A 20,367-nucleotide genomic window follows, 5' to 3' on the forward strand; every position below is an offset into this window, starting at 1 on the left:
TTTATTTGATTAAAACCATTTTCTTGTAAAAAGATTGGTTAATGTTTTAGGTGATAAAGTAACTACGAAACGTATTTTTTCTCCATATTTATCTTGAGAAATTTCCCACCCATTGTTAGAGTATACCGGAAAATACAATTCAAAATAATCTGGAACAAAATTTAATCGGATACCACTATCATATATAAATTTTTCTGCAAAACCTTTACTTTTAATAAAACCTACGTCTCCATATGCTTCAATCCAATTCCAAAGTGAATAACTTGCATTTAAAGTAGTTATCCATTGGTTGGCATATTGTGGGGTTAGTTTTGATTTAAATCCACCTTCGGCCATTATAAATTGTTGGCTAAATAGACCTGTACTTTCAGATCTTCCGTAATAATTATAATCATACAAATAATCTGTAGGGCGGTCTATACCAAAGCTAAAATAATCAGAATTGGTATTGTTGTATATAAACGTTCCAGCATACATTCTTAAATTTACCTGTCGATTGTTCTCAAAAAGTTTTCTGAACTCTATTTCACTGGCTACTTTCCCGAATTCACTTGCAAATTGTACTTCCGACATAAAGTTAAAATGATTTGTAACCTCAGTTTTAGTATTAAAATAACGGGCATTAAATACAGAATAATTAGGACTGGAATTGTCTGTAACATAATTGCTCTTTTCTCTATTAACAATAACCTGACGCAACGTAATAAGTTGTTTCCTGTTGTCACGAAAGTTTTCTTCTCTTATTCGCAACTGTACAGATGGATTTAACTTTAAATAAGTTGCATCTGGAGCGTAGTGAAAATAAGATTCAGAAAAAGAATATTTTACGTTATATAAAGTACTGTTTCTAAAATTTTGAACATACGAGAAACCCGATGAACCCGATATTGTTTTTGCCTTTATAGAGTAAGCAGGATTAATATCAAAAGTAAACGGTTTGTCTAATATCGTTTTGTTATGAAAACGTATTCCGGGAGTTATCCCATCATAATAATTATAGTTAAGCGTAGGGATATAGATTATCTGATTGTAATATGGATCTTCGAGATCTTTGGCAAAATTAAATTTTATAGGACGATTGGTTGGCGAAAAACCTTTTAGTGATTTCCAGTTGTTTCTTAAATTATACTCAGGAACTTCATTATCATAGTTTAAAACAATTTTGTCTGCATTTTTTCTTTCTACGGTAAATGTAGTATCTGTAGTTTTAGGATCAATCCATTGTTTAAACATTACCTCCTTTTTCTTTACTCCATATACAGGAATAGGAACATAGGTTTCTGTTTTATTTTTTAACGAAAATGTAATGCTGTCTTTAGTTTTAGAAACATTATTAAACTTATAATCTATTATATCTCTAGAGTTTATTATAATATCAAAGAACCAATTGATATCTTTTTTTGCATTATAATTCAAAAGACTTTCAAAATTACTACGACTTACTTGCTCTATTTTATTAAGTTCATAAAAATCCTGAATACTAGTTTGTACACTATTATTACCCAAATAATCGTCTAGATAACTAAGGCTAAGTCCAGCACGATATTTACTAGCAATTTGTTCATTAAATTTTATAAGCGTGTTCTTAGGGTCGCCCAGAGGTTGGTCTAGATTTTTGCGAGCCATAAGCATATAAAAATAACTGTATTGCTCGTTAAAACTCAGGTTAGTTATTTTATAGCTTTTTAAAATCTTCAGTTTCGAGAGACTTCCCATCATTTTCTGATCAGGATAGTTTTCTTCAATGTATTTCATCATGACATATATTTGTATGCCATCATAAATCCAGTTGTCTTTTCTTGGGTCTAAGCGTAAACTGCTTTTTAAATAGGTATTTAAATAGGTTTTTAAAAACTTAATTTCAAACATAAACTCATCCGGAAAAGGATTTATAAACGAAGGCAATTGGTTCAGACCATAAAACGGATTCCTTTCGTAATCTATTTGCGAAACCGTAATTTTTTCATGCGGATATTCGCCAATATACTTATTAGCATAATCTACAATTCTGTTTATAGCAAGTGCTTTCTGGATTTCATTTAAATTGTTGTTCTTTAAATTAGTAACGACCTCTGTAGAACTTATTTTATATCTAGTAAAACTATTTTTAGGTTCAATGAACAAGCTTAAATCTGTTCTTTTATTACCAGAATAAAAAGTATTGGTGTATTTCTCAAATTGTTCTTGCGAAGTCTTATTTAAGTCGGTAGTAATAGTATAATTATTAGGGACTTTAATTTCTACGTCATAATCAGTTGCTGCATTGGCAATATCATCCAGATTATAATTATTATATTTTATAAAACGATGGTTTTCAAATCGGGCAGGGCTTAAGAACCAGTTTTTTAGGTTTAAGCTTCCGTTTTGAGAATAGCCATATCGTGTAAATTTATCACTAGGAATCTTAACGATGTAGGTAAGATGTAAGACAATCGTTTCGTTTGGAGCTAATTTTCGATTTAGTTTGACTACAATATAATCGGGATTTTTTTCTGATCTTTCCCATGCCAAAGCTCCGTCTTCTGTATCTGTCAGACTTATAATCGTAGTATTTCCTCTTTCTTCAGGTTTAGCAAGGTGGAATCCTCTGTAAAACTCATCCGAAAAACGTTTGGCAAGAGGTGTGTTTTTATCCGAAAAAGAATTATTCCAATCATTAAGAACTACCGAAATTAAAGTATCGTTCGATACATTATTAAAGGTAATGTCTTGTCTGATATTCAGAGTTTTTAGCTCGAGATTAACCGCAACCGTCATTTTAGAATGATGCTGTGCGTACTGTTTTATCGAGCTCAATAAAACAAAAGTGCAAATCGTAATTTTATAAAATAACTTCAATGATTGTCCTTAAAGATTTATTAACGAAATAAATATACTATTAATTGTGGATTTATAAAGCCACTTATTGATAAAAAAGCATAAAAAAAGCTGTTTTTACACAGCTTTTTTAAAATTTAAAAATTCGGGCTTAAATCATATTTCTTATAGAATTTATCCAGAGCTTCAACTACTTCATCCTCAGAATCAACGATTTTAAATAAGTTCAAGTCATCAGGACTTACCGTATGTTCCTTCTCAACCAATACCGTTTTTACCCAGTCAATTAATCCAGACCAGAATTCAGTTCCAACCAAAATAATAGGGAACTTACCGATTTTTTTTGTTTGGATTAAAGTAATAGCTTCAAACATTTCATCAAGAGTTCCAAAACCACCTGGCATAACCACAAAACCTTGCGAATACTTAACAAACATTACTTTACGTACAAAAAAGTAGTCAAAGTTTAAGTTCTTATCACGGTCGATATAAGGGTTAAAATGTTGCTCAAATGGTAATTCAATGTTCAAACCTACCGAAGTTCCTCCGCCAAGATGAGCACCTTTATTACCAGCTTCCATAATTCCAGGACCACCACCAGTAATTACACCATAACCAGCTTTACTGATTTTATAGGCAATTTTTTCGGCTAATAAATAATATTTATCTTCTGGTTTTGTTCTCGCTGAACCAAAAATAGATACACACGGACCAATACGTCCCATGTTTTCATATCCATTTACAAACTCAGCCATGATCTTAAAAATCGCCCAACTATCGTTGGTTCTAATTTCGTTCCATGTTTTTTGTTTTAATCTATCTTGGATTACTTTGTCTTCGTCATTGTCAAAATCTTCTAATCTCATTTTCTTTGTATTAATTTATTTTTTTGGAGCTATTTCCAGCTGTCCACTTGTATCTTTTTATTTTTAAAGAAAAAATAAAAAGGATACCGTTCCCATCTGGGCTAGGCTATACTTTATCAATTTTATTTTACCCTAAAGCGGGGCGCAATATACTAAGATAATTCTTTTTTCAAAAACTGCGCTGTATAACTTTTCTTATTTTTAATTATTTCTTCAGGAGTTCCTTTCGCAATAAGCTGTCCGCCACCTTTTCCGCCTTCAGGACCAATATCTATAATATAATCGGCAAGTTTTATTACATCCATATTATGCTCGATAATCAGGATCGTATTTCCTTTGTCAACCAGTTTATTAATTACATCCATAAGAACCCGAATATCTTCAAAATGTAATCCTGTTGTAGGTTCGTCAAGAATATAAAACGTATTTCCAGTATCTTTTTTAGATAATTCTCCAGCAAGTTTAATACGTTGCGCTTCACCACCAGATAGCGTTGTACTTTGCTGTCCAAGAGTAATATAACCTAAACCAACATCCTGAATTGTTTTTACTTTTCTGTAAATCTTAGGAATCATTTCAAAAAACGGAACAGCTTCGTCAACCGTCATATTCAATACATCCGAAATAGATTTTCCTTTATAACGTATCTCAAGAGTTTCTCTGTTAAAACGTTTTCCTTGGCAAGTTTCACATTCTACATAAACATCTGGTAAGAAATTCATTTCGATAGTTCTCACACCCGAACCTTCACAAGTTTCGCAACGACCGCCTTTTACATTAAAACTAAAACGACCTGCTTTATACCCACGAATCATACTTTCGGAAGTCATCGTAAACAGATTTCTTATTTCAGTAAAAACCTCGGTATATGTCGCCGGATTCGAACGAGGTGTTCGCCCAATCGGACTTTGGTCAATATCGATAACTTTATCAATATGTTCCAAACCTTCGATCTTTTTATACGGTTGTGGTTTTTTTACACCATTAAAATAATAAGCGTTAAGGATAGGATAAAGGGTTTCGTTTATCAAAGTCGATTTTCCACTTCCTGAAACTCCCGTAACACAAATCATTTTTCCTAAAGGCAATTCAATCGAAACATTCTTTAGGTTATTTCCTGTTGCTCCGGTAAGTTTTAAGAATTTTCCGTTTCCTTCACGACGTTTTGCAGGAATTTCGATTTTCATTTCGCCGTTCATATACATAGCCGTGATAGTATGGTGCTGCAGAATCTCTTCAGGAGTTCCTTTGCTAATAATTTCCCCACCATATTTTCCTGCTTTCGGACCAATATCAATTACATAATCGGCACGTTCTATCATGTCTTTGTCATGTTCTACAACAATAACCGAGTTCCCGATATCACGTAATTGTTCCAAAGAATGAATTAATTTTTCATTATCCCTTTGGTGTAAACCAATACTTGGCTCATCCAGAATGTATAATACACCAACTAATTGCGAACCAATTTGAGTTGCCAATCGAATACGTTGCGCTTCACCACCAGAAAGAGATTTAGAACTTCGGCTTAAAGCCAAATAATTTAAACCAACATTCATAAGGAAGTTCAAACGGTCTTTTATTTCCTTAACAACCTCAGAAGCAATCAAAAGTTGTTTGTCTGATAAGTGACTGTTCAAATCTAAGAACCATGCAGTCAAATCAGATATATCCATATCACACAATTCGGTGATATTCTTTTCGTTTATTTTAAAAAATAAAGCTTCTTTCTTTAATCGAGAACCATGACATTCCGGACATTTTATTTCGTCCATAAAGTCTTTCGCCCAACGTTTTATTGTAGTCGAAGCACTTTTGTCATGCTGATTTTTGATGAAATTAGATATTCCTTCAAAATCTATTTTGTAATCACGAGCAACGCCCAAATCTTTTGAGTTTACGGTGAATTTATCTTTTCCACCATGCAAAATCATATTCATGGCTTCATCAGAAATTTTTTCGATAGGATCGGTAATTTTAAAACCAAACTTCTCTCCGATAACTTCAAGTTGCTTAAAAATCCATGATGATTTGTATTCGCCAAGCGGAACAAATCCACCAGCTTTTATAGATAGCTTAGGATTAGGTATTATTTTTTTAACATTGATTTCATTTACAGTTCCTAATCCATTACAATGCGCACAAGCTCCTTTAGGGGAGTTGAAAGAAAATAAATTTGGCTCCGGATTTTGATATGATATTCCTGTAGACGGACACATTAAGTTACGACTAAAATAACGCACTTCATTAGTGTCTTGATCCAGAATCATCAATACATTTTCGCCATGATGCATTGCGGTATTTATGCTTTCCGATAATCGTTTTTGATTGTCAGGAGTATCTTCAATTACCATTCTGTCAACAACAATCTCGATATCGTGGGTTTTATAACGATCCAGTTTCATTCCGGTAACTAAATCCTGAACTTCACCATTAACACGGACTTTTAAAAAACCTTGTTTGGTTATTTGCTGGAAAAGTTCGGCATAATGACCTTTACGTGCCTTAATTACAGGAGCAAGGATATTGATGCGTTTGCCATTAAAATCTTGAATAATTAAATCCTTAATTTGTTCATCGCTATAACTCACCATTTTTTCGCCCGTATTATAACTATAGGCATCAGCACCTCTGGCATATAATAAACGTAGGAAATCGTATATTTCGGTAATTGTCCCAACGGTAGAACGCGGACTCTTACTGGTTGTTTTTTGCTCAATAGCAATTACAGGCGAAAGTCCGTCGATTTTATCAACATCAGGACGTTCTAAACCTCCTAAAAACTGTCTGGCATAAGCCGAAAAAGTTTCGACATAACGACGCTGACCTTCGGCATAGATAGTATCAAATGCCAAAGAAGATTTCCCTGAACCAGATAAACCAGTAATTACGACCAGTTTTTCGCGAGGAATAGAAATATCGATGTTTTTTAGGTTGTGAACTCTTGCGCCAAGAACTTCAATAGTATTATTTGTATCCGACATAGTTTTTGCAAAAAAGCAAAGTTACCATTTTGATTTGTTCTTTTGATATAACAGTATAGAAGTTTGTGTTAAAATAGATTGCGGATAAAATTAATTTACTGTTATATAATGTTCATCTAAAAATACTGATTTAATATACGTTGCGTTAAAATAGAACACGGATAAAACTGATTTACTTCGTAAAGACGCGGATAAAAACTGATTTTTAAAAGAATAATAAAACAGATTCTAAGTTTGTAAAAAATCCGTTTTTATCCGCGTTTTCGCGATAGCGAATCCGTTTCATCCGCGTTCCATTACTCACACAGATAAAAAAAACGCCAACTTAAGTAGTTAGCGTTTTCTTTTGCGGGTTAAAATATAATCATCAATAGCTTCTTTGGTTGTATACCAATTTCTGCCTTCTTTATAAGCATCAATTTTTCCTGTTCTAGCCAATAAACTTACATATTCCTGACCGTAAGGCGCACTTGGCTCACTTACAATATCAGATATTGTTTGGTACTCGGTTTCGTTACCAGGCATTGCGTTTAGGTAAATATTAAGTGTTCTTTCTAGGGCTTGACTCATCAAAAGAATCAATTTTTGATAATTACCATTATTAGCCTGATTGAGCGCCTCGTAATATTTTTTTCTATCATTTTTCAGGATGATTGCAGGCGGAAAACCACAACGCATCAATAATAAATTCATGCTCAAGCGGACGGTACGTCCATTACCATCAAAAAAAGGATGAATCCAAACAAATTTATGATGGAAAATTGCTGCCAGTTCAATATCATTTAAACCTAAAGGATTTGTATTTATAAAATCAATTAATTCATCAAGATAATCAGATACTTTACTAGCATTCGGAGGCATAAAATTAGCTCCCGAAATACGAACACCACCATTACGGATGCGTCCTGCAAAATCATCTTCGATAGAACGTAACACCAATCCATGAAGAGAAAGAATATCTATGCTTCGTAGTTTGTAATCATCGCTTACAATGGAATATAAATAATCAATGGCTTTATCATGGTTATGAGTTTCAAAATGTTCTCGAAGCGATTTCCCTTTTATAGTTATCCCTTCTTGAATCACCATTTGAGTTTCTCGTAAACTCATAGTATTACCTTCGATACTATTAGAGTTGTATGTCCATTCTATCGATAAGCTTTCACGAATTTTATGCAAAGCAATGTTAGGCAATGGTCTGCTGGCTTGCAAATCTTGTCTTTTTTTGTAGAGTCTTTCAAATGTTGATTGAAATTCTGTTCTATATGTTAAGTCTATATTCCACATAATACCCCAAAGGTATGTCTTAATATCGGATAAATCTAATTTTATATCTATCCGATGTTAAGCTTATTCTATTGTCATAGATCTTAACTTAGTTCTATAAGCTTCTAAGGCTATAGATTTGGAGATGAAGCCGTAATATTTCCCATTTCTTATTACAGGTAAAAATGCCACTTTAGATGCTTCAAATTTATTCATCACCGTTTCCATACTATCTATAGAAGAAATAGTTGCTGGAGGAGTTTTCATAACATCTTTTATCAAGGTGTATTTTACTCGGTACACATTAAATATAATCTCACGAATATCATTAAAATGTACAATCCCTACTAATTCACCATCATTATTTACGACCGCGAAAACAACTTGATTAGAATGTGATATATAATCGACTAGTTTACTAAGATGCTCATCTGGAGAAACAGTTAAATAGTCAGTTTGAATGATAGAATCAATCTCTAAGGTTGATAAAATATTAGAATCTTTATTGCTTGTAAAAGCATGACCTTTTTTTGCTAAACCTTTTACGTCAAGCGAATATTTCTCAAAACGTTTAGAAATAGCAAAACTTATAGATGAAACTATCATAAGAGGAATCATTAAGCTATAACCACCAGTAATTTCTGCAATCAGGAAAATTGCTGTAAGAGGTGCATGAAATAATCCGCTTAATATTCCAGCCATTCCTACCATGGTAAAATTACTAATAGGCAATTTTGAAAGTCCGATTAGGGTAACAAATTTTGAAAAGAAATACCCTAAATAAGAACCTAAAAATAAAGAAGGAGCAAAGTTTCCTCCATTACCACCACTACCAATAGTTAAGCCAGAAGCAAAAACTTTCATCATCATGGTACATCCCACAAAAAGTAGTAAAACCCATTGATTGTTTCTGAAGCTTGCAAATAAGGTATTATCTAATAATTTTCCGGGATCACTTTCGGATAAGGTTTTTATACTTTCATATCCCTCACCAAATAATGTTGGAAAGATAAAAATTAAAACTGCTAACATCGAAGAACCAAATAAAGCTTTTTTATAAGGGCTTAATTTTAATTTGGAAAAATAATGTTCGACTCTCTGAAAATTTCTAGCGTAATAAACGGCTACAAATCCAGTTAATACACCTAGAAGTACGTAGAAAGGTATATTATGATAATCGAATGTTTGTTGTTGCTTAAAATTTAATAAGATGCTCTCGTCTAAAATAATTGCCGAAACCAAAGCACCAGTAGCAGCCGAAATCATAATTGGGGTAAATGCCGAAATACTTACATCGACCAATAAAACTTCGATAGCAAAAAGAACCCCAGCTATTGGCGCATTAAATGCCGCTGCAATTCCAGCTGCAACACCGCAACCTATAAGTAAAGTTCTGTCTTTATAAGGTAATTTATAGTTTTGTGCATAATTAGAACCAAATGCTGCTCCAGTAACCACAATTGGACTTTCTAAACCTGCAGATCCACCAAGACCAACAGTAAGAGAGCTTGTGATGATTTGAGCATACATTTGTTTTTTGGGGATAATACTCGCTTTCTTGGCAACAGTATATAATATCTGAGAAGTACCTTTTTCAATAGTTCCACCTAAAACTCTTTTTACAACAAAAACAGTAAGTAAAATACCAATAATAGGTAATATACTATTGATGAAGCTTAATTTTAAAATACCATTAATGTAAGTGGCAAACGAAAATACGCTGTGGGCAAATGTCTTTAAAACAATTACAGCAAAGGCGCACGAAATACCAACCAAAACACTAGACAAGAATATAAATTGCTTTTGCGTCAATATAGATTGCAGCATAGCAATAATCGATTCAAATCTCCGGATGTATTTTTTTAACATTATGTTTTAAAAAAGTTATGTAATAGTGCAAATTTAGCTTTTAGAACCCAAACTATATAATTTTAAAGCTGTTAATCTCTCGAAAGAAATTAACAGCTTCAAAAAAAAGGACATTTTATATGTTATTTAATTAAAAACCAACAGCTGTATCATCTCCACGGAAATCAGCACCACCTTCTAGACTTTTGTTTGGTAAAACCAAAATTGCATCTACTTTTCCAATTACAGGAGGATTTTTTTCGTTGATGATATAATTTTTGGTTTTTAAATATTCAAGTGTTTTTGAATTAAAAGCTTTTGGTTCAAAGCTAATATTGTCTGGTAACCATTGGTGATGAAAACGAGGTGCATTTACAGCTTCCTGCATACTAAAATTGTATTCATGCACATTTAATATAGTTTGTAAAACCGATGTAATAATTGTAGAACCACCAGGAGTTCCAACAACCATATATAAACTACCATTTTTTTCCACAATTGTTGGAGTCATAGAACTTAGCATTCTTTTTTGAGGAGCAATACTATTAGCTTCATTTCCTACTAATCCAAACATATTAGGTTCTCCAGGTTTTACGCTAAAATCATCCATTTCGTTGTTTAGGAAAAAACCTAGTTCATCACAGTAATACTTAGAACCGTATGCATCGTTAATTGTCGTTGTTGCTGCAACAGCATTCCCAAATTGATCTACGATTGAATAATGAGTTGTTTCAGTACTTTCGCTATATTTTATTTCTCCATGTTTTACATCCGAAGACAAAGTAGCTTTGTCAAAACTAAAAGTAGACATTCTTTGTTTTAAATAATCATCTGAAAGTAATCCTTTTAATGGGATTTTTACAAAATCAGGATCGCCTAAAAAGTAACTTCTATCAGCATAAGCTCTTCTTTCTGCTTCTACAATTACTTGAATTGCTTCCGCAGAATTATGTCCCATTTTTTCTAAATCATAAGGTTCAATCATTTTTAGTATTTGTGCCAAACAAATTCCACCACTACTAGGTGGAGACATCGAAGTAATTTTTAAATCTTTGTAATTAAAAGTTAATGGTTTTCTCCATTTTACTTCATATGATGCTAAATCTTTCATAGAGATAATCCCACCTCTTTTGTTAAGATAATCAACTAATATTTTAGCAGTTTTTCCTTTGTAAAATTCATCACGACCATTTTTCTGAATCCTTTTTAAAGTTTCTGCAAGAGCAGAATATTTTATAGTATCATTTTCTTTATATACGGTCGCTAACAAAGTATTTTTGCCGTTTCTTTCTATAATTACATCTCGGTAATTGTTTAAACGCTCTTCTTGTTTTTTAGTCACAATTACACCTCTTTCTGCTAGTGCTATAACAGGTTCTAAAATTGTTGACATAGGTAAGGAGCCAAATTTTTTGTGTACTGCAAAAACTCCTGCAACAGTTCCAGGTATTCCAATGGCTAGAGCAGTTTCAGTACTTTTTCCTTTAATAACGTTTCCGTCTTTATCAAGAAACATATCTTTGGTAGCTTTCAGAGGAGCTCTTTCTCTATAATCAATAGATCCAACTTCACCATTTGCTTTTCGGTAGACCATAAATCCTCCTCCGCCAATGTTTCCTGCGTATGGGAAGGCTACAGCCAATGCTAATTCGGTAGCAACCATAGCATCAAATGCATTTCCTCCTTTTTTCATAATGTCGGAACCAATTTTGGATGCTTCAGCTCGTGCCGAAACAACCATTGCTTTGCTGGTAACTAATCCTGTTGGTTGATTAGTTGTGTTTTGGGCAAAAGAGGTAAGCGAGATAAAATAGCATAAAAAGGCAATCTTCTTCATAATGAAAGTAATTTGTGATTAACGTGTTGTTTTAAATCTTCAAAAAATTCGGTAAATTCAGCTTCAAATTCGGTATAGAATTCTTTTAATTCCGCTGTAGCGAATTGCATTTTTGAAGTGTTTTTTGTTCTGCGATCCATCTGAGTCAGGATATGATTAATCCCCTCGATGGTTTGGTAACTTACCAGCCAGTTTTCGTGAAACATAATAGGCATTATGCGTTGTGTTTTTTCGCTTAAAATACTATGATTTTCAGCCAAAGAATTATAAAATCGATCAACAAAATCATTGAGATTTTCATCTGAATAAGTTTTCCAGTTTTTGGCTAAAAAATGATCGTAAAATATATCAATAATTACACCAGCATAATGATGGTATTTTTCATGAAGTTTTTTGGTGCTTTGTCTAAAAACAGGATGAGCATCAGTATAAGTGTCTATGGCGCGATGTAAAATGATCCCCTTTTGAACTTCAGCAGGAAAACTTTCAAATTGTTTCCCCCGAATTCCATCGGCCATAAAATTGCCGATTTTAATCAAATCATTGTCGCCAGAAAGGTATATATGAGCTAGGAAATTCATTTTTATAGGAGTTACTAAGGTTCTAAAAACAGAAGGCACTAAGTTTACTCATGTAAAAGTATAAAAACTTTTCAACTCATTTGTCTAAAAACAGAATGCTTTGACTACTTTTTTAAAATCTTGGCTTTTTATTCTCTTACTTACTCGGCAACTTTTTTATATTTGTAGCTATAACCATAACTCAATACAATGACTTTAATAAAATCGATATCAGGGATAAGAGGAACAATTGGTGGTAAAGTAGGGGATAATCTTACTCCAGTAGATGCAGTAAAATTTGCTTCGGCCTATGGAACCTTCCTTAAAAATAATATTAAAAAAGAAAAACTAACCGTTGTAATTGGTCGTGACGCGAGAATTTCAGGTCCAATGATTCATAACTTAGTTGTAAATACATTAGTAGGACTAGGGATTGATGTAATAGATTTAGGTCTTTCGACAACGCCAACAGTAGAAGTTGCTGTTCCTTTAGAAAAAGCAGATGGAGGAATAATACTTACTGCATCACATAATCCAAAACAATGGAATGCATTAAAATTATTGAATGAAAAAGGAGAATTCCTTAATGGAGCAGAAGGAGCAAAGATTTTAGAAATTGCCGAAGCAGAAGCTTTCGATTTCTCAGATGTAGATAGTTTAGGCGAAATTACAATTAATGACGCTTATATGGATATTCATATCGATGAAGTTTTGAATTTGCCTTTGGTAGATGTTGAAGCAGTAAAAGCAGCAAAATTTAAAGTTGTTGTAGATGGTGTGAATTCTTCAGGAGGAATTATTATCCCAAAATTATTAGAATTAATGGGAGTTGAAGTAGTAAAATTATATTGCGAACCAAACGGACATTTTCCTCATAACCCAGAACCATTAAAAGAACATCTTACGGATATATCTGAATTAGTTGTAAAAGAAAAAGCGCATTTAGGAGTAGTAGTAGATCCAGATGTAGACCGTTTGGCTTTTATTTGTGAAGATGGTGAAATGTTTGGCGAAGAATATACTCTTGTGGCTTGTGCTGATTATGTTTTGAGTAAAACTCCAGGGAATACAGTTTCGAATATGTCATCATCTCGTGCTTTAAGAGACGTTACAGTTTCTCATGGCGGAAAATATGAAGCCAGCGCTGTAGGAGAAGTGAATGTAGTAGAGTTGATGAAAAAAAACAATGCTATTATTGGAGGAGAAGGAAATGGAGGAATCATTTATCCAGAATCTCATTACGGAAGAGATAGTTTGGTAGGAGTTGCATTGTTCTTGACTCATTTAGCAAACAAAAAAATGACAGTTTCGGCTTTGCGTGCTTCATATCCGGAGTATTATATGAGTAAAAACAAAATCGAATTAACACCACAAATCGATGTTGATGCTATTCTGGTTGCAATGACTGAGAAATATAAAAATGAAGACATCACTACTATTGATGGAGTAAAAATTGATTTTGCTACAGAATGGGTGCATTTAAGAAAGTCAAATACAGAACCAATTATTCGTATTTATACCGAAGCACCTTCTCAAGAAAAAGCTGATGTTCTTGCTTTGAGAATTATAGATGAGATAAAAGCAATCGCAGGAATTTAATTTTCACGATAAAATGGAATAAAAAATACCCGAAATCAATTTCGGGTATTTTTGTTTGTGAAATTAACATGATGTTTATTAGTTAATAAATTTGTTGGGATTTATATATTTGAACTATGTCATCGTTAATATTTAAAATGTATTTTATTCATAAACTTTAATTTGATTGCAATAACTTGAATTATTGGAATAGATCAGTTTTATTTTTATCGAAAATAACATTCTAAATTTAAAAATAATAATATCAAAAATAATGAAAAAAATATTTTATATATTTTTAGTTTCTGTACTAATACTCTCTTCTTGCTCTAAAGATGATGATTATGAAAATGATTCTACGAATATTTTATTAAGAAAAGAGATTGGTAAAGAAAATAATAAAGAGACATACTCTTCTGAAAATGTATATAACGGAAATAGAATAGTTAGTAGTGGTGACATTAGTTTTACGTATACAGGAAATTATATTACTAAACAGGCTTCAGCTTACTATACATATGAGTTTGGATATGATAATGGAAAGTTAGTTAGTTATACAGAAAAATTTACTGGGGATAATGGTTTCTCGAAAACTGCTTATACGCATAACGTAGACGGAACTGTTTCGTTTAAAAAGTACTTTGTTTTTAACTCAACAGAAACAGAAAAAGCAACTGGTACTCTCACATTTAAAAATGGTAATCTTGTGAAAAAAGAGTATGTATATAAAGACAATCAAGAAGTTGTGATTCAAACGACAATAAAAGAATATGATACGATGAACAATCCGTATAAAAATATTTTGGGTTGTGATTTATTGTTTGATGATGACCGATTTCTTAGTATGTTAAATGGTAATAGAAATAACATAGTTAAAACTACGTCAACTACTTCAAATATACAAGAGTTTTTCTCAGATTCTCTTCAAAAAACGATAAGTATATTTGAATACTCATACAATTCAAAAGGATTTCCAATTTTAAGAAGTAGTATTGATAATAATAATAATAATAATAATAATAATAATAATAATAATAATAATAATAATAAAATCTCGACAAGAGAATATTTCTATTAATGTTTAAAAAACAGTTTATTTCTTTTCTCTGTTTGGTGATAAAACAGATTGTATCTAAATGTTTACATAAAAAAAGCTCCAAATCATTAAGTTTAAGTTTTGGAGCTTTTTTTATGAGTTATCTTCTGTGTTTCCATCTTTTGTGCGTCCACAAATAATACTCAGGAGCTTCCAGGATTTGTTTTTCAACTTCTTTTAAATAAGTATGAGTAATTTCAAAACCATCTGCTTTTTTTGGAGTATCGCAAATAGGGATAAAAGTAGCTTCGTAATATCCACGTTTTACTTTTTTTACTTTTACAAATAAAACACTCAAGTTGTATTTTCTAGCTAACATTTCGGCGCCAGTATGTACAGGAACCTCAATTCCCATAAAGGTATCCCAATGAAAAGCCCTGTCTAGTTTTGGAGACTGATCACTCGCTAAGCCATACATGCTTAAAATACCATCTCTTTGGTTTTGTGCCATGAGTGGGATTATTTTTTTAGTTTCGACTAAATCAGCGTCATATTTAGAGCGAATTTTTCTAACTAGTTTATCAAAATAAGGATTTACAATTTTTTTGTAAACACCAATTCCTCTAAATTTTATTTGAGCATTTAGAGTTAACAGCCATTCCCAACTCGCATAATGTGAAGCCACAAGAACAACACTTTTGCCTTTTTCTTCGTATTCTTTTATAAGCTCAACATTGGTAAGGACAAAACGTCTGCGCATTTCTTCGGGAGAAATAGTCATCGTTTTTATCATTTCCAAGAACATGTCGCACATGTGTTGGTAGAATTTCTTTTCGATTGTTTTTCTTTCTTTATCAGTAAGATGAGGTAAGGCAAGTGCTAAATTTTCTTTCACTGTTTTTCTTCGGTATCTAACCAAGTAGTAAACTATGAAATAAACAACATCAGAAAATAAATAAAAAATTGGAAATGGAAGAATAGATATAATCCAAAGTAATGGATATGCCAGTATATAAACGAGGAATTGCATGCAGTTTTATTTTTTACAAATATAACTCAAAAATGGATAACGTATATATTTTAATCAGTAACTGTGATTTCTGGGAGAATGACTATATTTACAATTCATAATAAATATAGTATATGAATACCATTTTGATAGGAATAATTGTTGCCAATGTTTTAGTTAGTTATAAAGGATTTAACGATCTTTCTTTTTTTAGAAAATATGAATTTCACGTAGGGAGTATACGTTCAGGAGAACAAATAAGAATGTTAACATCAGGTTTTTTGCATGTTGATATGATGCATTTAATCTTTAATATGTTGACACTTTGTTTTTTTGCACCAGATGTAATAAATTATTTAGGCACAATTTCTTTTCTTTTGATTTATTTTGGAAGTTTAATTTTCGGGAACTTGCTAACGATGTTGTTTCATAAAAATGATTATAGTTATCGCGCAGTAGGAGCTTCCGGAGCGGTAACAGGAATATTGTATTCGGCGATATTATTACAACCTGACATGATGTTAGGAATATTTTTTATAATTCCGATGCCAGCTTATCTTTTCGGAATCTTATATTTATTGTATTCAATATACGGGATGAGAGCTAAAAATGATAATATTGGACATACAGCGCATTTTGGCGGAGCCATTGGAGGTTATATGATTACATTGATAAAAGAACCATCTTTAGTTTATGATCACAGTCTTATGGTTATCTTGTTAGCTATACCAATTGTTATACTTTTTGTAATGGCTAAGCTAGGAAAACTATAATGGCACAACTTTTGAAAAGGAATAACAAAAAACAATTAAATAATACAAATATGAAAAAAGTAGCTCTATTTTTAACCCTTATGTTTATGACTATGTCTTACGCTCAAGAAACCAAGCAAATTCCTCAAATTAGTGTGTCTGGAGAAGGAAAAGTAAAAGTTGCTCCAGATCAGGCAACAATTTTAGCAACAATTGAAACCAAAGGAAGTAATGCTAAAGATGTAAAAAAGCAAAACGACCAGAAAATGGATGCTGTTTTAAAATTCATTAAAAAAATGAATATTCCAACTGCTGATTTCAAAACAAAACAAGTTGCACTAAATCCGCAATATGATTATGAAAAAAAGAAACATAATTATAACGCTACACAAACAGTAGAAATTTCATTGAAAGATTTAACAAAGTATGATGAGTTAATGGAAGGTTTGGTTGATCAGGGAATCAATCGTATCGATGGTGTTACTTTCGAATCTTCAAAACTAGCACAACATGAGTCAGAAGCTAGAAAATTGGCAATAAAAGATGCAAAGTCTAAAGCAGAAGATTATGTTTCAGTTTTAGGGCAAAAAGTAGGTAAAGCAATTGTTATTTCAGATAACTCACAAGGATACCGTCCGCAACCTATGTATGCAGCTATGAAATCTATGGCTATGGATAGTGCTGGTGCAGCTTCTAATGAAACGCTTGCTATTGGAGAAATAGAAATTGTATCAAATGTAAGTGTGAGTTTTATTTTAGAATAAATAAAATCCTCTAAATAGTAAATCCCGTCATTTTATAAATGGCGGGATTTTTTTTGCTTAGCTGTTTCTTGTCTCAAAACAGAGGCTAAGTTTTGTAAAAAGTAATAATGGCTGATTCAATGAGGTTTTTTGAGGTAACAGGCAATCTTCTTTTTGTATGCCCACATATATAAGGTGTGATATCGTCCTTATATATAGGAGTAGGTAGAATTGATGAATAAGCCGAGTTATAGGTTTCAGGAATACTCCAATCAAGTTATTATATATAGTAGCTATTTTTTTATGACCTTATATATAGGAGCAATATTCTACTATACTATATAGGAGAAGTTTTTTCAGGAGCTATTTCCTGCTATGCGCTACAATCTTGACCTTTTTAAAGAAAAAAGGCCAAGGATTTCCGCTACTATCAGGGCTAGGGACGACAAAACATAACAAAACTCCTATAAGGAAGACAATATAATAAACTTTGCGACTTCGCGACTTTGCGCGAAACCTAGCAAAACCCAGTAAAAACAAGGAAAACCTAGAGGAAGAGTCCAAAAAGCCAGATAGAAAGAAAAAACCACACCCGTAAACATACCGTTATCAGACTGTTAAAAAATAATCAAAAAATACTCCATAAAAAGTATTGATTAACTGAATAAAGGTGGTAGTTTTGCACCCGCAACAACGACAAACGTTCCTTTAAATACTGGCAAGCATTACGAATCAAATTAGAAATAAAATTCTAAAAAAAAAAGATTTAGAAAAGCTTGTGAGAATGGAAAACGGATGTTACATTTGCACCCCGCAAAACAAGCAAAGTTCCTTGAAAGATTGATAAGAAAGAAGAAAACGGAAGCGAAAATTTCCCAAAAAAAAACTTCACAAATTTCTTGCCAGTTAGAAAAGACTTTTCTACTTTTGCACCCGCTTTGAGAAACAAGCGACATTAAAAAAGAAGAACACGTTCCTAGACATATTGAATTGACAGCCGTTTTAAGAGAGATCTTAGAACAACAAAATAAGAGTAATAGAATCGAGAGATTTGAAAAAACCGATAGAATCATTAGTCGCAATATAATATTAAAATATACGATGAAGAGTTTGATCCTGGCTCAGGATGAACGCTAGCGGCAGGCTTAACACATGCAAGTCGAGGGGTATGCTTCTTCGGGAGCAGAGACCGGCGCACGGGTGCGTAACGCGTATGCAATCTACCTTTTACAGAGGGATAGCCCAGAGAAATTTGGATTAATACCTCATAGTATAATAGCTCGGCATCGAGCAATTATTAAAGTCACAACGGTAAAAGATGAGCATGCGTCCCATTAGCTAGTTGGTAAGGTAACGGCTTACCAAGGCTACGATGGGTAGGGGTCCTGAGAGGGAGATCCCCCACACTGGTACTGAGACACGGACCAGACTCCTACGGGAGGCAGCAGTGAGGAATATTGGACAATGGGCGCAAGCCTGATCCAGCCATGCCGCGTGCAGGATGACGGTCCTATGGATTGTAAACTGCTTTTGTACAGGAAGAAACAGTTCTACGTGTAGAGCCTTGACGGTACTGTAAGAATAAGGATCGGCTAACTCCGTGCCAGCAGCCGCGGTAATACGGAGGATCCAAGCGTTATCCGGAATCATTGGGTTTAAAGGGTCCGTAGGCGGTTTAATAAGTCAGTGGTGAAAGCCCATCGCTCAACGGTGGAACGGCCATTGATACTGTTAAACTTGAATTATTAGGAAGTAACTAGAATATGTAGTGTAGCGGTGAAATGCTTAGAGATTACATGGAATACCAATTGCGAAGGCAGGTTACTACTAATTGATTGACGCTGATGGACGAAAGCGTGGGTAGCGAACAGGATTAGATACCCTGGTAGTCCACGCCGTAAACGATGGATACTAGCTGTTGGGAGCAATTTCAGTGGCTAAGCGAAAGTGATAAGTATCCCACCTGGGGAGTACGTTCGCAAGAATGAAACTCAAAGGAATTGACGGGGGCCCGCACAAGCGGTGGAGCATGTGGTTTAATTCGATGATACGCGAGGAACCTTACCAAGGCTTAAATGTAGATTGACCGATTTGGAAACAGATCTTTCGCAAGACAATTTACAAGGTGCTGCATGGTTGTCGTCAGCTCGTGCCGTGAGGTGTCAGGTTAAGTCCTATAACGAGCGCAACCCCTGTTGTTAGTTGCCAGCGAGTCATGTCGGGAACTCTAACAAGACTGCCAGTGCAAACTGTGAGGAAGGTGGGGATGACGTCAAATCATCACGGCCCTTACGCCTTGGGCTACACACGTGCTACAATGGCCGGTACAGAGAGCAGCCACTGGGCGACCAGGAGCGAATCTATAAAACCGGTCACAGTTCGGATCGGAGTCTGCAACTCGACTCCGTGAAGCTGGAATCGCTAGTAATCGGATATCAGCCATGATCCGGTGAATACGTTCCCGGGCCTTGTACACACCGCCCGTCAAGCCATGGAAGCTGGGGGTGCCTGAAGTCGGTGACCGCAAGGAGCTGCCTAGGGTAAAACTGGTAACTAGGGCTAAGTCGTAACAAGGTAGCCGTACCGGAAGGTGCGGCTGGAACACCTCCTTTCTAGAGCCCTATATGTTAGCAGCAATGCACGTTAGGGAAAGAAGACGAATTGACCTATAGGTTAAATTGAAGATTATATTACTCTGCTGTTAGTTCAAATAATACAATTAAGTAAAACAGAGTCTCGTAGCTCAGCTGGTTAGAGTACTACACTGATAATGTAGGGGTCGGCAGTTCGAGTCTGCCCGGGACTACTTTTTTAGAGTTGTGAATTGATAATTATAAATTATGAATTTAAAACAAAAGAAAAGACTGTAAACTTAAAAAAAAAGGAAATTTTAGAAGTTGAAAGATTAAGAATGATAAAGTTCATAATTTTTAATTCACGATTTTTAATTTTTAATTAAAATGGGGGATTAGCTCAGCTGGCTAGAGCGCCTGCCTTGCACGCAGGAGGTCAACGGTTCGACTCCGTTATTCTCCACAAAAAGCTATAAGCCGTAGGCTAAAAGCTTAATG

At 33.7% G+C, this 20,367-nt stretch carries 12 protein-coding genes, 2 tRNA genes and 1 rRNA gene; 7 read left to right on the plus strand and 8 right to left on the minus strand.

Annotation, left to right across the window (positions count from 1 at the left end; genetic code table 11):
• Positions 1-9: 9 nt before the first annotated feature.
• The 7 genes from AC3IPI_RS14650 to AC3IPI_RS14680 form a co-directional block, all read right to left on the minus strand.
• Positions 10-2,757: a gluzincin family metallopeptidase gene (locus AC3IPI_RS14650; protein ID WP_489159237.1), complete on the minus strand. Its 2,748-nt coding sequence runs from the start codon at positions 2,755-2,757 to the stop codon at positions 10-12.
• A gap of 197 nt (positions 2,758-2,954) precedes the next feature.
• Positions 2,955-3,683 (minus strand): LOG family protein, encoded by a 729-nt coding sequence (locus AC3IPI_RS14655; RefSeq protein ID WP_035628114.1) that lies wholly within the window; start codon positions 3,681-3,683, stop codon positions 2,955-2,957.
• 152 nt (positions 3,684-3,835) lie between these two features.
• Entirely contained in the window at positions 3,836-6,667 is a 2,832-nt protein-coding gene (uvrA, locus tag AC3IPI_RS14660) for an excinuclease ABC subunit UvrA (RefSeq protein ID WP_489153625.1), read from the minus strand.
• Positions 6,668-7,000: 333 nt separating this feature from the next.
• On the minus strand, positions 7,001-7,954 hold the full coding sequence (locus AC3IPI_RS14665) for a Fic family protein (protein ID WP_489153626.1): 954 nt from the start codon (positions 7,952-7,954) through the stop codon (positions 7,001-7,003).
• A gap of 63 nt (positions 7,955-8,017) precedes the next feature.
• Positions 8,018-9,802, minus strand: a complete 1,785-nt coding sequence (locus tag AC3IPI_RS14670) for a chloride channel protein (protein ID WP_489153627.1) — start codon at positions 9,800-9,802, stop codon at positions 8,018-8,020.
• Between the two features lie 130 nt (positions 9,803-9,932).
• Positions 9,933-11,618: a gamma-glutamyltransferase gene (gene ggt, locus AC3IPI_RS14675; protein WP_086894077.1), complete on the minus strand. Its 1,686-nt coding sequence runs from the start codon at positions 11,616-11,618 to the stop codon at positions 9,933-9,935.
• Positions 11,615-12,199 (minus strand): acyl carrier protein phosphodiesterase, encoded by a 585-nt coding sequence (locus AC3IPI_RS14680; protein WP_489153629.1) that lies wholly within the window; start codon positions 12,197-12,199, stop codon positions 11,615-11,617. The genes ggt and AC3IPI_RS14680 overlap by 4 nt, the downstream gene beginning before the upstream one ends.
• Positions 12,200-12,388: 189 nt before the next feature.
• On the opposite strand from AC3IPI_RS14680, the gene glmM reads away from it, so the two are divergent.
• Together glmM and AC3IPI_RS14690 are read left to right on the plus strand one after the other, a co-directional pair.
• Positions 12,389-13,777: a phosphoglucosamine mutase gene (gene glmM / locus AC3IPI_RS14685; RefSeq protein WP_489153631.1), complete on the plus strand. Its 1,389-nt coding sequence runs from the start codon at positions 12,389-12,391 to the stop codon at positions 13,775-13,777.
• 253 nt (positions 13,778-14,030) lie between these two features.
• Positions 14,031-14,834, plus strand: a complete 804-nt coding sequence (locus tag AC3IPI_RS14690) for a hypothetical protein (RefSeq protein WP_489153633.1) — start codon at positions 14,031-14,033, stop codon at positions 14,832-14,834.
• 118 nt (positions 14,835-14,952) lie between these two features.
• On the opposite strand, the gene AC3IPI_RS14695 is transcribed toward AC3IPI_RS14690, so the two are convergent.
• Positions 14,953-15,822, minus strand: coding sequence for a lysophospholipid acyltransferase family protein (locus tag AC3IPI_RS14695; protein ID WP_489153635.1), 870 nt, complete (start codon positions 15,820-15,822; stop codon positions 14,953-14,955).
• Positions 15,823-15,935: 113 nt separating this feature from the next.
• Here AC3IPI_RS14695 and AC3IPI_RS14700 point away from each other — a divergent pair, with 113 nt between their 5' ends.
• The 5 genes from AC3IPI_RS14700 to AC3IPI_RS14720 all read left to right on the plus strand — a co-directional run bounded on the left by AC3IPI_RS14700 (position 15,936) and on the right by AC3IPI_RS14720 (position 20,332).
• Positions 15,936-16,574: a rhomboid family intramembrane serine protease gene (locus tag AC3IPI_RS14700; RefSeq protein WP_489153637.1), complete on the plus strand. Its 639-nt coding sequence runs from the start codon at positions 15,936-15,938 to the stop codon at positions 16,572-16,574.
• A 50-nt stretch (positions 16,575-16,624) separates the two neighbouring features.
• Positions 16,625-17,317, plus strand: coding sequence for an SIMPL domain-containing protein (locus tag AC3IPI_RS14705; RefSeq protein WP_039119921.1), 693 nt, complete (start codon positions 16,625-16,627; stop codon positions 17,315-17,317).
• Positions 17,318-18,394: 1,077 nt separating this feature from the next.
• Positions 18,395-19,908: ribosomal RNA gene (locus AC3IPI_RS14710) — 16S ribosomal RNA — on the plus strand.
• A 120-nt stretch (positions 19,909-20,028) separates the two neighbouring features.
• A tRNA-Ile gene (locus AC3IPI_RS14715) sits at positions 20,029-20,102 on the plus strand.
• Positions 20,103-20,258: 156 nt separating this feature from the next.
• Positions 20,259-20,332 (plus strand) — tRNA-Ala (locus AC3IPI_RS14720).
• Positions 20,333-20,367 lie beyond the last annotated feature (35 nt).

The organism is Flavobacterium sp. GL_143 (assembly GCF_057834355.1).

Bases quoted from the DNA above. Each gene is read 5' to 3' on its own strand.
- AC3IPI_RS14705 (WP_039119921.1), top strand. From the start codon at position 16,625: ATGAAAAAAGTAGCTCTATTTTTAACCCTTATGTTTATGACTATGTCT.
- uvrA (WP_489153625.1), bottom strand. From the start codon at position 6,667: ATGTCGGATACAAATAATACTATTGAAGTTCTTGGCGCAAGAGTTCAC.
- AC3IPI_RS14690 (WP_489153633.1), top strand. From the start codon at position 14,031: ATGAAAAAAATATTTTATATATTTTTAGTTTCTGTACTAATACTCTCT.
- AC3IPI_RS14650 (WP_489159237.1), bottom strand. From the start codon at position 2,757: ATGACGGTTGCGGTTAATCTCGAGCTAAAAACTCTGAATATCAGACAA.
- AC3IPI_RS14655 (WP_035628114.1), bottom strand. From the start codon at position 3,683: ATGAGATTAGAAGATTTTGACAATGACGAAGACAAAGTAATCCAAGAT.
- AC3IPI_RS14695 (WP_489153635.1), bottom strand. From the start codon at position 15,822: ATGCAATTCCTCGTTTATATACTGGCATATCCATTACTTTGGATTATA.
- AC3IPI_RS14670 (WP_489153627.1), bottom strand. From the start codon at position 9,802: ATGTTAAAAAAATACATCCGGAGATTTGAATCGATTATTGCTATGCTG.
- AC3IPI_RS14665 (WP_489153626.1), bottom strand. From the start codon at position 7,954: ATGTGGAATATAGACTTAACATATAGAACAGAATTTCAATCAACATTT.
- AC3IPI_RS14700 (WP_489153637.1), top strand. From the start codon at position 15,936: ATGAATACCATTTTGATAGGAATAATTGTTGCCAATGTTTTAGTTAGT.
- ggt (WP_086894077.1), bottom strand. From the start codon at position 11,618: ATGAAGAAGATTGCCTTTTTATGCTATTTTATCTCGCTTACCTCTTTT.
- glmM (WP_489153631.1), top strand. From the start codon at position 12,389: ATGACTTTAATAAAATCGATATCAGGGATAAGAGGAACAATTGGTGGT.
- AC3IPI_RS14680 (WP_489153629.1), bottom strand. From the start codon at position 12,199: ATGAATTTCCTAGCTCATATATACCTTTCTGGCGACAATGATTTGATT.